The following is a 22,335-nucleotide window of genomic DNA, read 5'->3' as shown; positions in this document are numbered from 1 at the left end:
GATCTAAAATAATGATGAAATGCTAGCTATATTAAGAGATTAACCTTCAATTTTTTTGAATAGCAAGACGTCTTTAGACATCGTCAGCTCTATAGAAGTATCAGACTTAATATCACCCTTAAGTAGCGCTTTTGATAATAGTGTCACCACCTTCTGCTGAATCAGCCGCTTTAAAGGTCGTGCGCCAAAAGAACTATCATAACCTTGCTCACTTAAATAGAGAATCACAGAATCATCCCAAGTTAACGTTACACGCCTTTCTAACAAACGTTGTGCAACCCTACGCATCTGAATACCAACAATTTTAACAATATCTTCAGTATTCAAAGGAACAAAAGGAAGGATATCATCAATACGGTTAATGAACTCTGGACTGAAGTATTTTTTTAATGTAGGGGCAACTACAGATAATACGGTATCCTTACTCACCTCACTACCTTTCTTCGCGCAGTAATCAGCAAGTTCTTGAGAACCTATGTTTGAAGTCATAATAAATAAGGCATTTTTACAGTTTACCTTACGCTTCTTACTATCTGTAAGAATTCCCTCATCAAAAATTTGTAGGAGAATATTAAAGACCTCCTTGTCTGCTTTTTCGATTTCATCGAAAAGCACTACGGAATAAGGGCGTCGACGTAAAGCCTCAGAAAGACTTCCTCCTTCTTCATAGCCTACATAACCTGGAGGCGACCCTATCAACTTAGATACAGAATGTTTTTCCATATATTCGGTCATATCAAAACGTACCATTGCCTCTTCTTTATTAAATAAAAGATCAGCTAAGGCTTTGGCTAGTTCTGTTTTTCCCACCCCTGTGGGTCCTAAAAATAAAAACACCCCTAAAGGACGCTGTGGATCACTAAGTCCTACACGTGCAGCGCGTATAGAATCACTAACTGCTGCAATGGCAAATGGCTGACCTACAACACGCTCTTCTAAAGACTCTTCTAAAACAAGAAGTTTTTCAGCCTCACCTTCTAACATCTTTTGAATAGGAATTCCTGTCCAATTTGCCACTACTTGAGCAATAAGACGTTCATCTACCTCTTCTTGAAGCAAACGATTATCTCTTTGATTTAAAGCTTCCTCATCTTGGCGTATCTCTTCTTCAAGAGCGGGAATTAAGCTATAGCGTAGCTCCGCAACGCGATTGTAATCCGCAACACGTTCTGCTTCTTCTTCAGAAAATTTCATATTTTCTAAAGAATTTTTCTTTTCTTTAAGACCTGCGATGAGTTTCTTTTCCTCATCCCAACGTAATCGTAAAGCTGCGAGCTCTTCTTTAAGTTGCTCTATAGACTGTTGCATAGCCTCAGCTTCTTCTTGATATGACGGAGCTTTTTCACGCTTTATAGCTTCTTGCTTAACAATCAAAGCTGCAAGTTCACGTTCTTTCTCATCAATTGGCAAAGGTAGACTACCAATTTGCATACGAATTAAACTCGCAGCTTCGTCTATTAAATCAATCGCCTTATCAGGAAGAAAACGATCTGGGATATATCTATAGGAGAGAAGAACAGCAGCATTTAATGCTCCTTCAGTAATACGTACGCCATGGAAAATTTCATACTTCTCACGAAGACCGCGAAGAATAAACACTGCATCTTCTAAAGAAGGTTCTGTTACAAAAATAGGTTGGAAACGTCTTTCTAAAGCAGCATCTTTTTCAATATACTTTTGATATTCATTAAGAGTTGTAGCACCAATACAGTGTAAAGTACCACGCGCTAAAGCAGGTTTTAATAGATTCGCAGCATCCATAGCTCCGTCAGTAGCACCAGCACCTACAAGAGTATGCACCTCATCGATAAATAAAATGCTTTCATCATCGACAGATTCTACATCTTTAAGAACACTTTTTAATCGCTCTTCGAATTCCCCGCGATATTTTGCTCCTGCAATTAACGCTCCCATATCTAAAACGTAGAGCTGTTTACCTTTCAAACTTTCTGGAATATCTCCCTGAACAATACGCAGAGCCAATCCCTCGGCAATTGCTGTTTTTCCTACTCCTGGCTCACCTATAAGCATAGGATTATTCTTCGTTCTTCGTGATAACACTTGAACTGTACGACGAATTTCTTCATCCCTACCAATCACAGGATCTAACTTTCCTTCTTTCGCTAATGAAGTTAGGTTCTTACAATACTTTTCTAGGCCCCGAAGATTATTTTCCGCACTAGGAGAGTCCATACGATTGCCACGCCTTATATTAATAATGAGTTTTTTAAGATCGTCTAAGGATATTTTTACCGTTTTTTTCCAAGAAGCGAAGGGCTCTTTGTTAGATTTCCAAAAAGCTAATAATACATGATCTCCAGAAAGGTATTCATCTCCGAGATCTTTAGCCTCATGCTTCGCATCTAAAAGTAGACTTTGTAGCCCTGGCGAAGGTTTAGGCATCATGTCTCCTTCAACAACTGAAGGTTCTAAAGAAAGTGCCTCATCTACTGCAGAAACAAGTAATTTAGGGTTGCTGTGAATATCCTTAATTATCAAATAAAATAGTGATTCTGTATTCTCTAAAAGACATTTGAGAAAATGATTTTCACTTACATAAGGATTTTTTGCTGATTTAGCGAGCTCAAAAGCTTTTTCTAGAGCCTCACTTACCGCATCCGATATCTTATCCATAAAATAGCTCTAACGTGCTGCTGAAACATTTTATTCATTACATAGAAAAAACAAAAAATCTACCTATTTTCTAAGGTGACTCCTTGTTGCTCAAGACTCTGTCTTTTCTTATCTTTTGCCCTTTGCTGTTTTTTCCATTGTGAGTTGTACTGATATAACAATCCGTAATCTTTAACTGTAGATGCAATATCTTTACAATCCCCCATTAACCCATCGATACGATCAATACGTTCATTATCTAAACAATCTGCCAATCTATTAGCACTCTTATGTATAGATTCTATTGCTAATCGTGCCTGTTTCACTAATGAAGCATCTTTCTCTGCATCGAGCAAGGTTGATAATTTAGAATAAATATTTTCAGTTCCAGTTTCTAGTTTCTCTAGAGCTTTATCAGCCTTGTCAACAAATTGTATCAATTTCTCAATAGGGTCAATATTATTACCATAAACTAAATCGTGAGCATACAGACGATTATTTTCATCTCTTGTTTTCCCAGGAATGATATTCACGATAGATTCTCCTATAATTTTAGGAGAATACATAGCAAAAGTGTCCTCTTTATATAGGGAAATTCCTGAATCAATTTTTAATACTAATTCATAACAATAGAGCTCTCCAGATTGCCCAGAGATACCCTTATCCATAATATTTTGTACAGAAGCTACGGAGCCAATAATTTTTCCCGCAAGACAGACATTCATTCCCTTGCTCACACCACTAAGATGAGTAAAAGCCACATGGATTTCTTGCTTTCCATCTCCGCGACTTTTGGGAGTGAACAGCATTACAGAAAATAAACCTAAAATCCCCACACAAAGAAATAATCCAAAAAATATTGATTTACGATCTTCTTTAGACACTAACCCTCCTTAATCGGCATTTTATAATGTTACTGACTGGCCAAAAATTGCCTCGCCAATACATCATTCGTCTGTATAAATTCTTCCTTTGTATAGATGTGGGGAATTGTTCCATCATGATGAATAGCAATACGATCTGCAAGAGTTAATGCTAATGTGATATCATGGGTAATAACAATACCCCCAATGCCCTGCTCCTTGCGTAAACGAAAAATTAGGTGTGTCATTTCTCGACTCGTCATAGGATCTAAACCTGCTGTAGGCTCATCATAGAGAACAAGCTTAGGAGAATAAACTAAAGAACGTGCTAAAGCTACACGCTTTACCATACCACCTGATAACTTATTCGGCATAAACTCTGCAGCATAACTCAATCCCACATTAGATAACGCTTGATCTACCTTAGCATTTATCTCGCCTTTAGAAAATACCTTATGGCGTTCATTATATGCATGAAGACCAAAAGCAACGTTCTCTCTAACGGAAAGAAAATCAAACAGGGCACCACCCTGAAATACCATACCAATAGTAAGATCTTTTAAACGCCCTTTATGCGTAAGTTCCTTGGCATAACGCACCTCCCCAGAATCAGGAATCTCTAATCCCATAATATGACGGAGAAGGACACTTTTCCCTGTCCCAGATTTCCCTAAAATCACTAGAAGCTCATCGGGAAATACCTGTAGAGAAATCCCATGCAATACCGTATGACCTTGACCTTCGGTATTACAATAACTCTTATAAATACGATCTACAGAAATGCAAGGCTCTACCATACCTCTCCCTAGTAACCTAGAACATGAAAGAACGATGTAATCACACAATTAGCAAACAAAATAGAGATGTATGAAGTCACAACTCCCGCAGTAGTTACCTTAGCCACATCTGTAATGCGACAATGCTTTCCCAATCCCTGATAGCAGGCTAAAGATGTAATGATAAATCCAAAGACTATAGATTTAATAATCACCATCACGATATCGGATATAAACACATTTCCCGACACCATGTATAAATAGACTTGCGCAGGCAATTGAAAAGCGTAACGACATAGTAAATACCCACAAAAGATTCCCGACCATACCGCAGCAATCACTAAAGCAGGCATAGCAATAATCCCTGCTATGATTCTTGGCAGTGCAAAATAGGCTAAAGGGTTAACCCCTAAAGTTTCCATAGCGCTAACTTGTTCAGTCATACGCATAGTTCCTAAGAATGCAGAGATTGCTCCACCTACTCTTCCAGAAAGAGCCAAAGCAGTAAGCACAGGACCTATCTCCACTAAAATACTTTTCACAACGAAAAATCCTATAGCGCAGGATAAGCCATGAATGCCTAATTGATAGTAGGACTGTAAAGCTAAAACGATTCCTGTAACAGCTCCTGTAAGCATAACTACAGGCAAAGAGGCAACACCGATATCATATCCCTGTATACTTACGGATCGAAATAAGCTTTTCTTCCATGAAAAACTTTTTATTACTGCGTAAGTAAATCCCATCCATCTACCTAATTCCAAAGGGAATAAGCACAGTATACGAAAAATACGAGAATGTTTTTTTGCCTCCATACTCATATCCTCAAAACCTTGAAAAGACCTTTTATTTTAAATGCTTTCAAACGTTTTCACTAAGCTATCAATAAGCACATTTTGCGTATAGGCTAGATTTTCTTTACTATGTACAGCAGAAAGAAAACTCGCTTCCATAGAAGCAGGAGATAAATACACTCCTTGAGAAAATGCATATCGATAAAATACTCCGAATGCTTTCTGATCACATTGCGCTACATCATGGAGATTCTTAGGAGATGTTTCTCTAAAGAATAAGGAAAACATGGAACCGGCTCTTACCAATGCTACAGGGAATCCTTTAGAACGAATCGTATCTTCTATAGGAGATAAAAACTCTTCTGTGAGATTTTCTAACTTAGGATAAAAATCGGTCTCCAGGCAAAGTTCTACAGAAGCTTTGCCTGCAGCCATAGCAATAGGATTCCCAGAAAGAGTTCCTGCTTGGAATACTGTTCCCACAGGCATCAAATGATCCATAATACTTTGATGAGCTAGGAGTGCAGCGACAGGCATACCTCCACCTAAGATTTTCCCATACACAGTAATATCAGGGGCAATGTCCATTATAGAGCGCATGCCTTGAACACCCATACGAAATCCTGTAACAACCTCATCCATAATTGATAAAGCTGCATGCCGTTGGCATGTGGTTATAATACTCTCAATCCATCCAGATTCTGGAAGAACAACACCCATATTGATAGCTATAGGCTCAAAGATCACACAAGCTACATGTTCCCCTATTTTCTGCATCACTTCTTCAAAAATAGTCGAATCATTGTAAGGTAAGATCAATGTAAGGGGCAGACAAGGATGCGAAGAGAAATATCTGTCTACCAGATGAGGAACTTCCATGAGATTATCCCCATCTATAGCAATTCCCTTTAACAAAACATCAGCATGTCCGTGGTAACATCCTAAAAATTTAATAATTATTGAGCGTTTGGTTGCTCCGCAAGCAAGACGCACAGAAGTCATTGTAGCTTCCGTTCCTGAAGAGACAAAACGCAGTTTATGGTCTCTTAATTGCAAACAAGAAAATAGAGTAGACGCTAGAGAAATTTCATTTTCTGAAGTAAGGCCGTAAGAGGTACCTTGAGATGCTGCATTATAAATTGCATCTAAAATCTTTGGATGACTATGACCATGGATTAACGATCCCCAAGATCCACAAAAATCGATAAAATTCTTTCCAAAACTATCTATGAAAATATCTTGAGAAGCTTTAGAGACAATGGGAGGAACAATCCCCACGGGAATGCATGCACGTATCGGAGAATTTACTCCTCCAGGAAAATAGCGACAAGCATCAGCATACGTCACTGTTGTTTCATCAATAACCGGCATATAACCCCCCTAAGAAAATCCGGGATTATTTTGAGCCATAGCCGCTTTAAAACCTAGGAAAAGACTCATCAAGATTAAATAAACTCTAGTCTAATTCAGCAAAAGATTCTCAGGAACGGTGGATAGCGAAGCATATTTCCCACCCAAATCTTTAAGAATCATAGACCAAAGATTTTCAGGATTATCAGTAAATACATACTCATAACTCGCAGGAGCTAAAAACCAGTTTCCATCTAAAAATTCTCTTTCTAGCTGTCCTGCTTGCCAACCACTATAACCAAAACACAAATTTATTGTTGGTCCCGTCTCACTAGAGGCAATCTCTTGCAAAAAAGATAAATCCCCTCCTAAATATACAGAAGGGCAGATTTCTAATGTCTGTTCAGGAATTCCAGAACAGGAATGTAAAAGCATCATTTGGTTCGCTTGTAAAGGGCCTCCCATACAAAAACGAATGTTGTTATTAGACACCTTATCGAAAGTAAAAATATCATCGGATATTTCTAAACCTAATGTCTTATTTAAAATGAGTCCGAACGAACCATTAAGACTATGCTCACATAATAAAATTACACTGCGAGCAAACACCCCCTGATCCGTATCAGGAGAAGCTAACAACAATGAGCCTTTCTCTAAAATAGCATAGGGAATTTTTACCATAAGATACCGTGGTATTTTATTCTTCGTAAGCTACGGCAGCATCAAACACAGACTTCACACAAAGAATAGGTACTTTATGTGTAAGTGCTAAAGGAATGCTGTCGCTAGGGCGAGCATCAACATCAGTAATGTAGAGAAAATCTCCTTGTTTTTGCTCTAAAAACATCCGTGTGTAAAACACATTATCTTTGTAGTCGCTTATGACAACACGCAACACATGGATATCAAAACCTGAAAAAACAAAGTTTAGAAGATCATGAGTTAACGGTCGTGATAAAGAAAAGTGTGTAGGATCAGAATTTTGAAATGCCTGACCCATGGATACGTGTCCGTATATCGCAAATTTTTTCTCTTCGGTACCTAAGACAATTCCTGCGTAATGACAAAAGCTGACTAACTTGTAAAAGTTAAGCAAAATCAAAGGGGTATCTTGGAGCAGTTCTTTCTCTATACTCATACTCTACCAGTATTCTTTTTACCAATCTGACCGTTGGTATAACCAAACCATACCTCTACATTCGCTATAACAAACCCTACTTCAATAATACCATGAATTTGTAATAGCTTCAGAAGATCTTCCTCGGGATGAGGATATACATTTGGAGTATGAATATCGTAAATATAATTCCCGTTATTGGTGATAAAAAAACCTCCACGAGGATTTTCTCTTAAATCGCCCTGATATCCAAGATTCTCCAAAGTAGCAATAATAGACGACTTTCCAAAGGGGCTGATTTCTATAGGAACACCAAATTTTCCTAAGACTTCAACACTTTTACTCTCATCAGCAAGTATTAGACATCGTGGACTCGATTGTAATAGGATCTTTTCACGAAAGATGGCTCCACCACCACCTTTGATCATACGTAGATGAGGATCTATCTCATCAGCACCATCAACAACAAGATCAATTTCAATGAATTCTTCATCATCAATCAAAGGAATACCTAAACTACTCGCTAGAGAATACGATTCTTTTGAAGAAGCTACAGCACGAATATCTAAGCTTTCTTGCTTTTGCTTCTCAGCGACAGCTTTGATAAACTCTCTAGAAGTCGAACCACTTCCCAATCCTAAAAGCATCCCAGAGGTCACTAAGCCAGCAGCTTCACGAGCTAAATGTCTTTTCACTTCTAAATAGGGATCTTCTTTCACAATACCTCTATTTGTTTCATTCTCTATAGCCTTTAGCTCAAAAAATCTCTCTATTTTAGACAGAAACTAAAAGTCTAAATCATACTAATATAATTGTCTTTGCAAGGTCAAATGAGGATATTGCTAAATTAAATATACATGAAAAGACGACTCTTATACTTCTGAATATTATATCAAAAATACAGCTGTTTTATATCCATTCTTCCCAGGTTTTATAAGCAAGATTGGGTTGAAATTCAACATCATCAACATCTGTAGATATACCTAAAATACGATTCCAAATTTGTTTTTTTGCAAACTTATTTAAGTACTGACCCTGACGATCACTAAGATCTTTTAGTAGAGCTTTTGCTTCCATATTTAATGTGCAAATTCCTAACCCAGAATACAGCCAAATAAAAAAGTCTTCCTTATCCATCTTCGATAAAGACGGCTGTGTAGCTAAGGCAGTATTTACTATCGTTTTCACATTAATATCTTCTTTCCAGATAGTATACATCGATTTCTCTGTAGCCGCAGCTATTGTACGATAATCTTGTAGACTTATCGAAGAGAAAATCGGTAGATATTTAGGATGAAAAATCCCTGAGAATGCCATTTGTCCAGTGATTAAACTGTTTAAGACATCGCTGTTATAATCTTGAAGAATTTTAGATGAGAAAGTCTCTAACCAGTAACATGGACAATTTTCTTCAATAATAGAATCTAAATCTAATTCTCCATTGTGCATCAGATTCTCTAAATTCTCTCTAGATTCTGTAGATAGACTACTAAAAGCTGCTAACAATTCTTGAGAATCTGTAAGGGAATCTACATCTGCTCCCGCAGCTAAAACTCCTAATCGATAAAGCTGAGCAAATGATAAGTTATATTTATCTAATAAAAACACCGTCGCAGTAGACCCATCTTCTTTATATAGGTGAGATAAAAAAGCTCTAGGATACTTAGAAAAAACTCGATCACGTAATTTATCAGGGATTTTCTTATTTTCAACAATACGATTTCTTCTATGTGCACGGATACGTTGTATTCCAATCAATGCAAAAATACAGCCAAAGGCAGCTGCAGCAATTAAAGGAAGCCCTACACCAATTGTTAAGCCTAATACAGGAATAGAAATAGAAAGGGCTATTATCACAATAGCTAATAGCATGATTATTGCTATTAAAGCGTAGGAAATTTTAGATTTAGCGAATTTATTAAAAACAGAAGGCGTGGAAACCCTATCTCCTGCATATTGGGTATCCACGTGTCTTGGATTATCTATTCTCATTCTCAATACAAACGAAATATCTTTAATATAAATTACGTATTAACTCTTAGGAGATAAAATAGTAATTGATAATAGAATAATTTTTTTGTGCTTAGGTATAAAAATTGATTCTCAAACACTTAAGAAAATCAATAATATAACATCACGTCAAAGTCGCCATTCCCATTAATAAGATTGCTGATCAACGATATCTTACTCCCGTATTTGGATCTATGAGATAGTAATGAAGATGAGACGAGGAAAGTTTTGGTTTCTGTAAGTTATGTTTGCTGTGTTTATTAAAAAATTCTAAAGTCCCTTTATGAAAACCATAAACACGATGAGAATCATGATGATAAAAATGCATCCATTCTTTCAATGTAAGTAAAGCTATTTTAGGGTCAAAATTTTCTGTATTCTCCTCATGGATGTATGGAGAAACAATAAGTAATAATTCCATGAGCATACCTCCAATACGAGATGTATCAAATGTATGAAGGAAACTTAGCTGGCGACATTCTACATTTTTAAATAACTGTAGCTGCTCCCAAGTAATCCCATGTTTACATAGTGCCAATAACCAGGAAGCACGAGATTTATTGAAATCTTCTAATAACCATGACCCCCTTCGTTCAAATCCCTTTATAGTTTTATTTTCTAAATACATTCTAAATCGTCTATATAGCTCTTCAACAAGACTATGTACCTCTCCCCAAGTACTATTTCGCGCATGTTGGCATAGCACACTGTATTCTTCTTCAGAAATAAGACGTGCTAATAACCAAACAAAAGGATGAAACGCTGTTTGATTTATATCTGATAAACCTACTCGATTCACCCAATACACAGTAGGCTCCATATGCTCAGCTTCAGGAAATTCCCTAGAACCAAGGTGAATAAACTTATTTATGAAGTATAAAGGACAATGCTTTAAGAGGATCTTTTCTAAATTAGGAAGCGCTATACCCTCACAGGCTTTTTGCAAACGCTCAAGACCAAATGATTTCACTCTATTCTTACAGTCTTCAGAAGGAAAATTAAAATTCCCCGAAGACAATCCCAATAAAACAGCACGAAATTCTTGAAGATTAAGAGCCTTGGAAAATACAAGATCATGAATAATTTTAGGGTAAGCTTTTCCTATCAAAGAACGAAACCCCGAGGGAAGAGGGTGGTTTAACTCACGCATTGTATGACGTAGCGCCAAAGCAGCCGTTACCCCTACAACAACTAAAGAGAGAGCCAAACCTATTACAAGTAAAGGATGAGAAAATCCGTAGATAACTACCGATAGCAAGCTGACAACACAGATAAAACAAAATATGCCCGCTATAGCTAAAGTATTCTTATGCAATGTATCTATTGCGTGATGCGTCTTCTTTCCTATATTTATTAAGGATAAAAAATGAAAAGAGTGTGTATCAGGGAATATGTTTTTTAAAGTCATAGCCCGCCTAGTTATTTTAAATTTTGGAAACAAAAAAAATCCGAGATTTTTTAATCGCATCTAAAATTAAAAACAACAGACAAAATGAATTCATATCAGGATCTTTTATTTCTTAGAGAAATCAGAAATAAAAATTATGGGTTACCATCAGAGAATGAAGAGCAAATCGGTGGGGAGCTCTGTAAAAATATACTACTCGAGTATTCTCATTCCCGTTGTTCTATCTATTGAATAAATAGGAATATGCGGAAGCTCTTTTCCTATTAAAGATTCTCCTCTACGTTCATTCAAGAAGCTAATCGTCCTATCATAGAAACGCCAATCAGGATCTTCTTTATTTTTCTCATAATCATTAATCCACTCATCCCAGGTAAGTAGTGTAATGGAAGCATCAAATTCATCACGATCTTCCTGAATATGTGGGTATATAGAAAGGATAAGCTGTATTAAATTCGCACCTCCGTTGGCATCATTGAACATGGAAAGGAAGATCATGTTTCTACATTCTACCTGTCCAATCAACTGTAGTTGATCCCAAGAAACACCGTGCTTACAGAAGTACAGCAACCATTCTAGAGAGAATTGACTGAAACAATGGGATAGCCAAGCTCTATCAATATGAAAATGTTCCACAGGCTCATTTGGTACACGACCTATAAGTCGAGTGCGCAGTTCCTCAACCATAGGAGATGCTTCATCCCAAGTGTTATTTCGAGCATGGCTTAATAAAGTTTCATATTCAGATTTAGAAACTACTTTAGAAAAAATCCAGATATAGTGATGAAAAGCCGTATCTAAACGGTGTGTTAATCCTGTATGAGATAACCAATAGACTTCAGGATCCAAATTTTCAGCTTCTGGAAATTCTCTAGAACCGATCTGAATAAATGTTTTTATGAAATAAAATGGACAATGTTTTAAAAGCAGGCTTTCTAAATGGGGCAATTGAATACCCTCACAAGCCTTCTGTAAACGCTCAACACCAAATCTCTCTATCTTCTCCTGACAATCTAGTGAAGGAAAAGTAAATGTTCCGGAAGATAAACCTGTGAGAACAATACGGAGTTCTTGAAGTGTAAGTCTCTCCTGAATGGTTAAATCATAAATTGCTTGAGGGAATTCTTGCTTAATTACCGAAAGGAATCCGGAGGGAATGGGCAGTTTTTCTCGGCATGGACGGTATAAACGATATAGCGATGCAAGCAGCACTCCTGAAAGAGCTAGAGAAATTATTAAACCTAAGACAATGGAAAAATGGGTAGATCCTAAGATAATAAGGGCTGTAAATGTAGCAGCAAGAGCAAGGAAAACAAGGCTCCCTATGGCTAGAACACATTTACGCAACTTTTCGGTTACACAAGGCTTAGTGTCTCCGTTCTTTCTCATTAATATCAAGGAAGCATTAGATCCTGGGAGGGGCGAAGTCTGTATAGAATTCATAATCCGTACCCTACTTAATCCAATAAATTTGGAAAATTGTACCAATTTATACAGGTAAAAACAATCAATAAATCCGTTTAGTACTGTCTGTGAATTGAGGCAGAGAGGGTAGTCGAAATAAATTTAATTCATAATTTTCAGCCATCTCTTAGATTTGCGATCTCCGGTAATAGGATCGTAAGAATAACAGGGAATGTTAGAGATAATCTGTTTCGTTAAATGGTTTTTACTACGGGAATTTAGAAAGTCTACTATTCCGTCATAGCTAGCACGTTTTTTATCCTCTCCCAACTCATCCCAAGTTAGCAAGGCGATATATGGATCAAATCCTTTTCTATTTTCATCAATATAAGGAACAATTGTGATCATTAATTTCATTAGGTTGATTATCCCCTCTAACCTATTGATCTTATTAAGAAACGTCACATCATCATAACGTATTTCTTTAAACAGTTGTAGTTGCCTCCAGCTAACACCGTGTTTACACACGTATAATAGCCAGGGCAGCTTAATACAGGTAAATAATGCCTCTATTTCTACCCAGGAAGCATCTAGAGACATATTCCCCATCTCCATACGGATTTTATTGATAACAGTTTTTACCAAATCCTTAACTGCAAACCAAGTTCCCTTCTTCGCATGCAATAGCAGAGTTTCATATTCATCTTGGGAGATTACTTGAGCAAGAATCCAAACATAAGGATGGCATACGGTATCTAGTCTATCTGATAAACCCATACGAGAAAACCAATAGATGGAGGGCGGCATGTTTTCCGCTGCGGGAAATTCTTTAGAACCTAATTGGATAAATTTATTCATGAAATAGAAAGGACAATGCTTCACAAGTAATTCTTCTAAATCAGGAAGCTCGATCCCCTCACAAGCCTTTTGTAAACGCTCAAGACCAAACTCTTCTACTTTTTCCCTATATTCATCTGATGGAAAAGTAAAACATCCCGAATGTAATCCTGATAAAACAACGCGTAGTTCTTGAAGCGTTATTCCTTTTTCAACAACTAAATCATAAAGCACTTTAGGAAAATGCTTTCTAATTATGTAACGAAAACCTGAGGGTATGGGTAATCTTAAATCTCGTGTTGCACAACGATGCAAAATCAATGCTAAAAGTATTCCAGAGAGAATAAAAGATATCACTAAACATGTAATGATTATAGGCTGAGCTATCCCAAAAGCCACTAGTGTTGTGAAAACAGCAGAAAGAAGTAAACAACAGATACTACTAATAAGTAGAGAGTTCTTATATAAAGTATCTAGAAGGTGAGGTATTCCACTATTTTGCTCAACTACTAGTAAAGTGGGGGAAATACCTATTACGGTCATAGTATCCGGTACAACTGTTGCTTAGCTGATAAAAAATGTAAATATAGTAAGATGCCCCCATCTATCCAAGTCTATCATCCTTAAGTAACGAAACAGATAAGAAAGTGAAGCTCTAATCCCTTTCTTGATCTGTTCTATCGGAGGGATTGTGATCAAGGGTTCTTTTACCTGTATTCTTATATAACTTATTCTTAAAAGAGGATTTCACTATAGGTAAAATAGCGCTGGTATCCGAATGTGAGGGTATATTTGTTAAATTCATGATATGATCACTAAGTGATATGATTAGAAGGCATTATGAATTAAAAAACTTCGTTCCTTTTGGAGAACCAGATTCCAAAACTCTCTCACCTGTACGAATATTTGTAGAATATACAGGAATCTCGAACGGTAGTGGAGGCTTTAGTCTCTTCCCACTGTTCTTACTTAAAAACTTTAAAGTATCAGCAAAAAAGAAATTAGGTCCTTTTATTTTTTTATATTCTCTAATCCATTCTTCCCAAGTAACTAGAGCAATAAACGGATCGAATTCTTTCTTATTCTCATTAATATGAGGAGCAATAACAAGCATTAACTTCATGGCATTCAAATTCCTAGCTGCCAATTCAAATAGAGTAAAGAAATTTATGTATTTGCACTCTATTTCCTTAAACAGTTCCAACTGTTCCCAACAGACTCCGTGCTTACATAATCTTAGTATCGACGCTAAGGACAGACTCGATAACAACATCTCTCTATTAATACCGAAACATTCAACATCTGCAACTTCTATAAAGTCTTTAAGTCTAGGCTTTAATTCGTTAGCAATAAAAGTCGTTCTAACTTGGTCCCAAGTATTATTTTTTGCGTGCATTAATAGCATTTCATACTCTTCCTGAGTGATCACATGAGCTAATACCCATGTATCAGGATCGAAGGCGGTATTATATATAGAATCTAGCCCTTTACGACACACCCAATAAATCTCAGGATCCATATTTTCGGCTTCAGGGAATTCTTTAGGACCTAATTGAATGAACTTATTAACAAAATACAATGGACAGTTCTTCAACAGAATCTTTTCTAAATCGGGCAATTGAATTCCCTCACAGGCCTTTTGCAAACGCTCAAGACCAAATCTATCCACCTTCTCTTGGCATTTGCTCGACGGAAAAGTAAATATCCCAGAAGACAAACCTAAGAGAACAGCGCGCAGTTCCTGCAGATTTAGTCTCTCCTGAACTACTAACTCATAGATAGCGGCGGGGAATTCTTTTTTTATTACGTTAAGAAAGCCTGAAGGAAGCACGGGTCGCGTTTCACGAATATGACGCACCGTTAAAACTAACATTACTCCAGCAACAATAAGAGATACTAATAAACAAGCAAGAATTGCAGGCTGTGTAAACCCACAGGCAACTATAGCTACCATAGCAATAGCAATAGCTGAACAAAAAATACTGGTTACAATTAAAGCATACTTACGCAACTTATCTGTTACGCACGATTGAATATTTTGTTTAATTATTGAAGATCCGTTGGAACCAGAATGTGAAGGTATACTTGATGGATTCATAATTCCCTTAAATTATTAAGAATAAACAAACTAAAGGGCGATTATAACATTTTTAAAATTAAGAATCTAGGAATAGCTATTCCCTTCGAATTCTCTCCCCAGTAGACCTATTCATGTCATATTTACAAACCTCAGGAAATCCCTCATCGTCTAATTTTATAAAAATTTTTTTACAATACTTGTTCAAAAGATCTATAGTACCGTTAAAAAGCTTCCAATCATCTTTATGTTGATTCTTTTCATAATCTTTCATCCATTCCTCCGATGTCAGCAGAGCAATTCCCGGATCAAAATCCTGAGAATCTTCCTTCAAGCGGGAAGCAATAACCAATAATAATCGCTGAATATTCAAACCCCTAAGTGAATAGTCAAAAGCATTCAATAGATTGATACTTTGACTACTCACCTCATTAAATAACTGTAGTTGATCCCAACTCACTCCATGCTTACATAAGAATAATAGCCACGGAGAACCAACTATGAGACCAATTCTTTTCACACCAAGTCCGCTAACATCGTATTCCTTCAAACCATTCTTGACTCGGGATACTATTTCTTTGGTTAAATTGCTGACTTCATTCCAAGTATTATCTCGTGCATGATGTAGTAATGTTTCATACTCTTCCTTAGAAATAACTCTTGCAAGAATCCAAATAAAAGGATGCAACGCTATGTCAGCATGATCCGACAAACCTGTTGGAGATACCCAATACATGTCAGGATCCATATTTTCGGCTTCAGGAAACTCTTTAGGACCTAATTGAATGAACTTATTAACAAAATAAAATGGGCAATTCTTCAAAAGAATCTTCTCTAAATCGGGCAGTTGAATTCCCTCGCAGGCCTTTTGCAAACGCTCAAGACCAAACGATTCCACTCTATTTTTACAATCTTCAGAAGGAAAATTAAAATTCCCCGAAGACAATCCCAATAAAACAGCACGCAGTTCTTGAAGATTAAGAGCCTTAGAAAGCAAAAGATCGTGAATAATTTTAGGATAAGCTTTTCCTATCAAAGAACGGAACCCTGAAGGAAGTGAACGACGCATCTCACCGCGTACTATACGATAAATCACTAAGGCTAACATCACTCCATCAACAACAAGAACTAATAAACAGGTAAGAATTATAGGCTGCGCAAATCCACAGGCAACTATAGCCACCATAGCAATAGCAACAGCAGAACAAAAAATACTGGTTACAATTAAAGCATATTTACGCAACCTATCTGTTGTGCATGAGCGGGTATTTTGTCTAACTACTGAGTTGGTGGTATTACCCCCAGAATGCGAAGAGGTACTTACTAAATTTATGAGCTCACTCAACTTGTTAACAATAATAATACATAAAAAAAATCCACAAATCAGACATTATCAGCCCCTATAAGCACCTTCTTTCCTGTACGTCTGTCTAGTTCATACTGAAAAGCTAAGAGCGTATCTTCATCCCAGCATTTTTTCGCGGAATTTATACTCCGTTGATTTAAGAGTGTGAGTATTGCGTCATAGAAGCACCAGGTAAGTTTATCCTCATTACGTTTATACTCTGCCCACAACTCATCAAAAGTAAGTAAAGTAATGAATCGATCAAAATTTTCCGGATCATTCTCATCGATATAGGGTGATAGAGCGATTGCGAACTTCATTAGAGTTTTTCCTCTCATAGAGATGTCCAAATGGTGCATAAGGCATAAGTTTTCACAATCTATATCCTTAAGCAACTGTAGTTGCTCCCAACTCACTCCATGTTTGCATAACGATAGTAACCAGGGCCCACCCATAAGCTTCTTCAGACTCTTTTTAGGATCAAATGTGGAAACAAAATACAGGTCTAAACCTTCCTCTACACGAAGTTCTAAGTCCTTAGTCAAATCTTTAATCTGGTCCCAAGTAGAATTTTTTGCATGCTTCAAAAGTATTTCATATTCTTCCTGAGTCACTACTCGAGATAAAATCCAGAAATAGGGGTCAAAAAATGTGTGCGGATAATCTGTCAAACCTAAATAGGATAACCAATAGATTTCAGGAGGCAGGTTATCTACTTCGGGAAACTCTTTAGGACCTAATTGAATAAACTTATTCATTAGATAAAAAGGACAGTTCTTCAATAGAATCTTTTCCAAATCGGGCAATGGAATGCCTCTACAGGCCTTTTGTAAACGTCGAATACCATATCTTTCCACCCTATTCTTACAATCATCAGAAGGAAAATCGAATATTCCAGAAGATAAACCTGAAAGAACAACGCGCAGCTCTTGAAATGTTAATCTCTCCTGAATAATCAAGTTGCAGAGCACTTCTGGATATTCTTTTTTAATTATTGAAAGAAACTCTTTTGGGAAAAGGGATCCAAATTCACGTCGTACGTAACGACGTGTCGGTGTTGACAATAGCAAACCGGCAAGTGCTAAAGACACAACCAAACACACAATCAAAGCAGGATGTGTAAATCCATAGGCAACTATGACAATTAATGCAACTGAGGTAATAGAGAAAAATACACTACCTATAACTACAATATGATTGCGCAACCTAGTTACCAAATTACGCGCACCACTCCCCCGCTTAATTACTGATGCGGTATCGGGAGAGCTCGGATATTGATAACCTGGAAGTGGATCCATAAATCTACCTCGATATCTAGATTTAGAAGCTAATCTACGATTGCAGCTGTATCTCTATTTATGCTACGTTGAGGCAGGTCAGGGATGTCTCTATCTACATCACATTTTTTCAAAATATTTTGGCTACGTTTTTTTAAGAGATCCATAGTCAGGTTATAGAAACTTACATCCTTGCTCTGGTTCCGTCTATCATTAAAACATTCCATCAATTCGTCAAAAGTAAATAAGATTAGGTGTGGGTCAAAAGTCTTAGAATTACTTTCATCAGCATAAGGTGAGATAGAAAAGTACAACTTTATCAAACAACATCTTCTATTAGAGTTTTCTAATTCATCCATTAGGCTAACACTTAAACAGTCTAATTCTTTAAGTAATTGCAGTTGCTCCCAACAGACACCATGTTTGCATAGATACAATAGCCAGGAACCACCGACAAGAAATTTTAGCGCACCTTTAGTCATACCAATCCCGTTGACAAAATCCTTGTCTATACCCTTTTCTACACGAAGTCTTATATCCTCAATTAACTCTTTAATCTGGTCCCAAGTAGAATTTTTCGCATGCTTCAAAAGTGTTTCATATTCTTCCTGAGTCACTACTCGGGATAAAACCCAAATACAAGAATTAAAAAATGTATCATGACTGTCTGACAATCCTAAACGACTTAACCAATACACCTCAGGGGGTAAATTGACAGATTTAGGGAATTCTTTAGGACCTAATTGGATTAATTTATTTAAAAAATACAGAGGGCAATTTTTCAGAAGGATCCTCTCCAAATCAGGCAATTGAATACCCTTACAAGCCTTTTGTAAACGCTCAAGACCAAATCTCTCTATCTTCTCTTGGCATGTGCTCGAAGGGAAAGTAAATGTTCCGGAAGATAAACCTGAAAGAACAACACGTAGCTCTTGAAGCGTTAATCTCTCCTGAATAATTAACTCATAGATTGTCTCAGGGAACTCTTTTTTTATTATTGAAAGGAAACCTTCAGGAAGGGAGGTTGCGAATTCACGTCGTATATAACGACGCATAGATATTGCCAAGAGAACCAAGGCAAGAACCGAAGATATGACTAAACATACGATTAAAGCAGGCTGAACTACTCCACAAATTAAAGTAATAGCAAATACGCAGGCGAGAGCTAAACAAAAAACACTACCGATTCTTAAGGCATTTTTACATAACTTATCTGCAAGACAATGAAAAAAAGTCCTTTCTTGAACTACTTTAAACCCTAAATGGAGGGAGGGGGGGTTCATCAATACCTCACTAAAAAATTCCTCCGAATTTTAGATCAAAAATCCACTAAGAAGGAGGAAAGAAATCCCATTTTATCATAAAACCTAAAAAATATTAATCATTTAACAAGTTAAAATTCAATAAATTAAGAAATAATAAAGATCTAGACTCTGCTTCTTTCTCCTGTTACTTTATTTATCGTGTAATAAGGGACATCCTCTTCATGCTCAATCTTATGCAAAACATTTCTACTGCGCCTATTCAAAAAATCTATAGTACCTTCATAGAAACTCCAATTAGGATTTTTCATATTTTCTGCGTAATTGTGCATCCATTCCTTCCAGGTAATTAGAGCGATAGAAGGGTCGAACTCCTCACTATCTTCATGAATGTAGTTAGATATGGAACTAACTATTCTTGCAAGATCTCCTCCTCCAGACATTTTTTCTAAATTATAGAGAAATGAAACGGGATTATCATAGAGTTTCCCGAGTAGTTTTAGCTGTTCCCAAGTGACACCGTGCTTACATAAATATAATAACCAAGGAGTAGCTATTTTTTTCACTGCAAGATCATGCTCCGAAAACTTAACTTGGTCCCAGGTAGAATTTTTTGCATGTACGATCAGTGCTTCATATTCTTGTTGAGAAGTATATCGTGCAAACATCCAAATGTTGATATGGAATATCGTATCGAAACTATCGGATAAACCTAAACGACTGAACCAATAACTCTCTGGATTCATATTTTCTGCTTCAGGAAATTCCTTAGGACCTAATTTAATGAATTCATTGAAGAAATAAAATGGACATTGTGTGAGTAAAAGATCCTTAAAGCTTATAAGTTCACAACCATTACATGCTGCTTGTAAACGCTCAATGCCAAACTGCTCAACCTTCCATCTACACACATCTGAAAGAGAAAGTAAATTACCAGAAGATAAACCTAATAAAATATCGCGTAGCTCATGAAATTGCAATCTCTGCTCATAAGCTAGATCGTAGATAACTTTAGGGAAAGCGTTTCGAATTAAAGATAAAAAAACCTCAGGCATTGGACAACTCGTTCTCAAGTTTAATAAGATTCCTATAAAGACTAAAGAAAGTCCTAGGCAAACACTAGAGATCAAGAATCCAAGAAGTATAGGATGTGATAGTCCACAAACAAAGATAATGACAAAGACAAAAGTAAGAGTAAGAAAACAAATACCACTGATAAGCATAGCATCCTTACACAATTTATCTAGAAAATAATTGAAAAATAGATTTCCCCTAACTAGAGGATGCATACGCGGAATAGTAATCATCACACTGATCTCCTGATTATAGAATTTGATTTTTTATTAGTTCGAATTCACTGAAAATCAAAGGGAAGAGATCACAATATATATCTAAATAAACTTAAAAATTATTTTGCCTCCTATAGATCCATTTGACTTATGAAGAAAAAATTCAATCCACAATTCTTTCCTTAGTATTCCTATTCAATAGTCGTTAGGAAATACCAAATAAATTTGGAAATGACATTTCTCTTAGATATTTTTGTTGTATTCCTTAATTCATACATTCCATGTAAGAAAAGTAAATTATAGAATAATGAACATTTAGCCTCTAAAAAATGCTTTAAAAGCTAAATGAATACACTTATTCATGAAATAAAAAATAAATAGTATTTTAAAGACAATAATGAATCGAGTCGACTTCTCTCAAACACTCAATATCAAAAGGATCTGATTATAAGCTTAACACAACAGACTATAGATCTTTGAGAATCAACTTTTCTCAAAGATCTATGTAGAAATCATATATTTTAAGAATAATTCTAATTATGATTAGTATAGGTTATGTAACGCATCTATAAAATTAAGAAAGGCTCTAAGAATAAACTCTTGAACCCCTTTGATAATGTCACTCAATACTGATTCTTGCTCCCGTCTTGCGATCATAAGTATGATGTACTATGCTACTTATCTCTTCGTTATCGCTTGAAGTTTCCATTAGAACCTGTCTTCCATTTTGTCTACAATTTAGTAACTTAATGGTTGATGCGTGAGCTCTCCACGTACAATATCCTTCGGGGCGATTCTCATAATCTGTAATCCATTCTTTCCATGTAAATAGTGCAATACTAGGATCAAAATTTTCTTGTTCCTCTTGGATGTAAGGAAAAATAGCCAGCATATTCCTTGCTAAATGTCCTCCTCGACCCTGCTGTTCAATTTCACAAAGGAAATTCACATAATGGCAATCTATTTTCGTAAATAATTGTAGTTGCTCCCAACTTAATTCGTGCTTACACAAATACAAGAGCCAAGAGGAAGATTGCAGTTCCCACCTTATATTATTTGGTGTGAATGAAAAACTCGGCTCATACATGTTATCCAGATAGATATTTAGTCGATTGTATAAATGAGAAAGCAAATTCTTAACTTGATCCCACGTATTATTTTGAGCATTCTCTAGAAGCATCTGGTATTCTTCTTGGGTTACCACTTGAGATAACATCCAAACATAGGGGGTGAAAACTGTATCTATACGATCTGAAATTGCTGTACGATAAGTCCAATAAACTACAGGAGATAATCCCTCTGCTTCAGGAAATTCTTTAGCCCCCAAAGAAATTAGTTTATTGATAAAATAAAAAGGACATTCTTTTAGTAAAATCTCATCTAAAGGCTTTCGCTCAATATCGCGACTATTTAACTCTGCAATGGGAAAAGAAAAGCGTTGTAATTTTTCCCTAAGATTCTCAGGATAACTTTGAATATCTATTCTTTGAATCAATCCTTCTATAAGAATACGTAACTCTTGTAATGTTAAGTCCTCCCGAAAACATAGTTCACTAATTATTACAGGATAATTATTCTTCACTACAGAAAGAAAGCCGCTTGGAAGAGGTGTGCCTTCACTTACATGAATCGTAGTATCAATTGGCTCTATAACAATATGAGGACGCCTAGAATAATATAGAGCAGTAATTAATACAGCTCCATAGAAAACTAGAGAAACAACTAAGCCTAATATAACTATTGGTGTAAAAACACCACTAACCATGAAGGAGACAGAAACAACAATAAGTATGCCAAAAAAAATACTAGAAATGATTGTTGCAAGTTTACATAAACGATATGTAATACAATCACATAAACAATTATCAATCAAAGACAATTTAGAATGACAAGAAGTGGTATCAAGACAACTCATT

General features: G+C 36.3%; 18 protein-coding genes. All 18 read right to left on the bottom strand.

Features of this window, described 5'->3' with window-relative positions; all coding sequences use genetic code 11:
• Positions 1-39: 39 nt before the first annotated feature.
• Positions 40-2,634 (bottom strand): ATP-dependent Clp protease ATP-binding subunit, encoded by a 2,595-nt coding sequence (locus tag O1W69_RS03565; RefSeq protein ID WP_375793194.1) that lies wholly within the window; start codon positions 2,632-2,634, stop codon positions 40-42.
• 59 nt (positions 2,635-2,693) lie between these two features.
• Positions 2,694-3,497 carry an MlaD family protein gene (locus O1W69_RS03560; RefSeq protein ID WP_375793193.1) on the bottom strand — a complete coding sequence of 268 codons (804 nt, stop codon included), beginning with the start codon at positions 3,495-3,497 and terminating at the stop codon, positions 2,694-2,696.
• Between the two features lie 29 nt (positions 3,498-3,526).
• Positions 3,527-4,273, bottom strand: a complete 747-nt coding sequence (locus O1W69_RS03555) for an ABC transporter ATP-binding protein (RefSeq protein WP_375793192.1) — start codon at positions 4,271-4,273, stop codon at positions 3,527-3,529.
• 8 nt (positions 4,274-4,281) lie between these two features.
• Entirely contained in the window at positions 4,282-5,067 is a 786-nt protein-coding gene (locus tag O1W69_RS03550) for an MlaE family ABC transporter permease (RefSeq protein ID WP_375793191.1), read from the bottom strand.
• A gap of 36 nt (positions 5,068-5,103) precedes the next feature.
• Complete coding sequence (locus O1W69_RS03545; protein WP_375793190.1) at positions 5,104-6,417, bottom strand: aspartate aminotransferase family protein; 1,314 nt, start codon at positions 6,415-6,417, stop codon at positions 5,104-5,106.
• A gap of 90 nt (positions 6,418-6,507) precedes the next feature.
• Complete coding sequence (locus O1W69_RS03540) at positions 6,508-7,077, bottom strand: YqgE/AlgH family protein (protein ID WP_375793189.1); 570 nt, start codon at positions 7,075-7,077, stop codon at positions 6,508-6,510.
• 16 nt (positions 7,078-7,093) lie between these two features.
• Positions 7,094-7,534: a bifunctional nuclease family protein gene (locus O1W69_RS03535; RefSeq protein ID WP_375793188.1), complete on the bottom strand. Its 441-nt coding sequence runs from the start codon at positions 7,532-7,534 to the stop codon at positions 7,094-7,096.
• Positions 7,531-8,232: a ribose 5-phosphate isomerase A gene (gene rpiA, locus O1W69_RS03530; RefSeq protein WP_375793187.1), complete on the bottom strand. Its 702-nt coding sequence runs from the start codon at positions 8,230-8,232 to the stop codon at positions 7,531-7,533. Before rpiA ends, O1W69_RS03535 begins: the two co-directional genes overlap by 4 nt.
• Before the next feature lie 190 nt (positions 8,233-8,422).
• Positions 8,423-9,505: a hypothetical protein gene (locus O1W69_RS03525; RefSeq protein WP_375793186.1), complete on the bottom strand. Its 1,083-nt coding sequence runs from the start codon at positions 9,503-9,505 to the stop codon at positions 8,423-8,425.
• Positions 9,506-9,686: 181 nt separating this feature from the next.
• Complete coding sequence (locus O1W69_RS03520; RefSeq protein ID WP_375793185.1) at positions 9,687-10,931, bottom strand: DUF1389 domain-containing protein; 1,245 nt, start codon at positions 10,929-10,931, stop codon at positions 9,687-9,689.
• Positions 10,932-11,123: 192 nt separating this feature from the next.
• Entirely contained in the window at positions 11,124-12,371 is a 1,248-nt protein-coding gene (locus O1W69_RS03515; RefSeq protein ID WP_375793184.1) for a DUF1389 domain-containing protein, read from the bottom strand.
• Between the two features lie 123 nt (positions 12,372-12,494).
• Positions 12,495-13,712, bottom strand: a complete 1,218-nt coding sequence (locus O1W69_RS03510) for a DUF1389 domain-containing protein (protein WP_375793183.1) — start codon at positions 13,710-13,712, stop codon at positions 12,495-12,497.
• Between the two features lie 295 nt (positions 13,713-14,007).
• Positions 14,008-15,267: a DUF1389 domain-containing protein gene (locus O1W69_RS03505; RefSeq protein ID WP_375793182.1), complete on the bottom strand. Its 1,260-nt coding sequence runs from the start codon at positions 15,265-15,267 to the stop codon at positions 14,008-14,010.
• Between the two features lie 76 nt (positions 15,268-15,343).
• Positions 15,344-16,591 carry a DUF1389 domain-containing protein gene (locus tag O1W69_RS03500; protein WP_375793181.1) on the bottom strand — a complete coding sequence of 416 codons (1,248 nt, stop codon included), beginning with the start codon at positions 16,589-16,591 and terminating at the stop codon, positions 15,344-15,346.
• Positions 16,592-16,629: 38 nt separating this feature from the next.
• Positions 16,630-17,889 carry a DUF1389 domain-containing protein gene (locus tag O1W69_RS03495; RefSeq protein ID WP_375793180.1) on the bottom strand — a complete coding sequence of 420 codons (1,260 nt, stop codon included), beginning with the start codon at positions 17,887-17,889 and terminating at the stop codon, positions 16,630-16,632.
• Between the two features lie 29 nt (positions 17,890-17,918).
• Positions 17,919-19,151 carry a DUF1389 domain-containing protein gene (locus O1W69_RS03490; protein ID WP_375793179.1) on the bottom strand — a complete coding sequence of 411 codons (1,233 nt, stop codon included), beginning with the start codon at positions 19,149-19,151 and terminating at the stop codon, positions 17,919-17,921.
• 143 nt (positions 19,152-19,294) lie between these two features.
• Positions 19,295-20,437: a DUF1389 domain-containing protein gene (locus O1W69_RS03485; RefSeq protein WP_375793996.1), complete on the bottom strand. Its 1,143-nt coding sequence runs from the start codon at positions 20,435-20,437 to the stop codon at positions 19,295-19,297.
• 601 nt (positions 20,438-21,038) lie between these two features.
• Positions 21,039-22,334, bottom strand: a complete 1,296-nt coding sequence (locus O1W69_RS03480; RefSeq protein ID WP_375793178.1) for a DUF1389 domain-containing protein — start codon at positions 22,332-22,334, stop codon at positions 21,039-21,041.
• Position 22,335 lies beyond the last annotated feature (1 nt).

The organism is Chlamydia sp. 12-01, from assembly GCF_042234205.1.
GTDB lineage: Bacteria > Chlamydiota > Chlamydiia > Chlamydiales > Chlamydiaceae > Chlamydia.
This window is presented reverse-complemented; position numbering and strand designations above follow the sequence as displayed.

Bases quoted from the DNA above. Each gene is read 5' to 3' on its own strand.
- O1W69_RS03565 (WP_375793194.1), bottom strand. From the start codon at position 2,634: ATGGATAAGATATCGGATGCGGTAAGTGAGGCTCTAGAAAAAGCTTTT.
- O1W69_RS03555 (WP_375793192.1), bottom strand. From the start codon at position 4,273: ATGGTAGAGCCTTGCATTTCTGTAGATCGTATTTATAAGAGTTATTGT.
- O1W69_RS03550 (WP_375793191.1), bottom strand. From the start codon at position 5,067: ATGGAGGCAAAAAAACATTCTCGTATTTTTCGTATACTGTGCTTATTC.
- O1W69_RS03545 (WP_375793190.1), bottom strand. From the start codon at position 6,417: ATGCCGGTTATTGATGAAACAACAGTGACGTATGCTGATGCTTGTCGC.
- O1W69_RS03540 (WP_375793189.1), bottom strand. From the start codon at position 7,077: ATGGTAAAAATTCCCTATGCTATTTTAGAGAAAGGCTCATTGTTGTTA.
- O1W69_RS03535 (WP_375793188.1), bottom strand. From the start codon at position 7,534: ATGAGTATAGAGAAAGAACTGCTCCAAGATACCCCTTTGATTTTGCTT.
- O1W69_RS03525 (WP_375793186.1), bottom strand. From the start codon at position 9,505: ATGAGAATAGATAATCCAAGACACGTGGATACCCAATATGCAGGAGAT.
- O1W69_RS03520 (WP_375793185.1), bottom strand. From the start codon at position 10,931: ATGACTTTAAAAAACATATTCCCTGATACACACTCTTTTCATTTTTTA.
- O1W69_RS03515 (WP_375793184.1), bottom strand. From the start codon at position 12,371: ATGAATTCTATACAGACTTCGCCCCTCCCAGGATCTAATGCTTCCTTG.
- O1W69_RS03510 (WP_375793183.1), bottom strand. From the start codon at position 13,712: ATGACCGTAATAGGTATTTCCCCCACTTTACTAGTAGTTGAGCAAAAT.
- O1W69_RS03505 (WP_375793182.1), bottom strand. From the start codon at position 15,267: ATGAATCCATCAAGTATACCTTCACATTCTGGTTCCAACGGATCTTCA.
- O1W69_RS03495 (WP_375793180.1), bottom strand. From the start codon at position 17,889: ATGGATCCACTTCCAGGTTATCAATATCCGAGCTCTCCCGATACCGCA.
- O1W69_RS03490 (WP_375793179.1), bottom strand. From the start codon at position 19,151: ATGAACCCCCCCTCCCTCCATTTAGGGTTTAAAGTAGTTCAAGAAAGG.
- O1W69_RS03485 (WP_375793996.1), bottom strand. From the start codon at position 20,437: ATGATTACTATTCCGCGTATGCATCCTCTAGTTAGGGGAAATCTATTT.
- O1W69_RS03480 (WP_375793178.1), bottom strand. From the start codon at position 22,334: ATGAGTTGTCTTGATACCACTTCTTGTCATTCTAAATTGTCTTTGATT.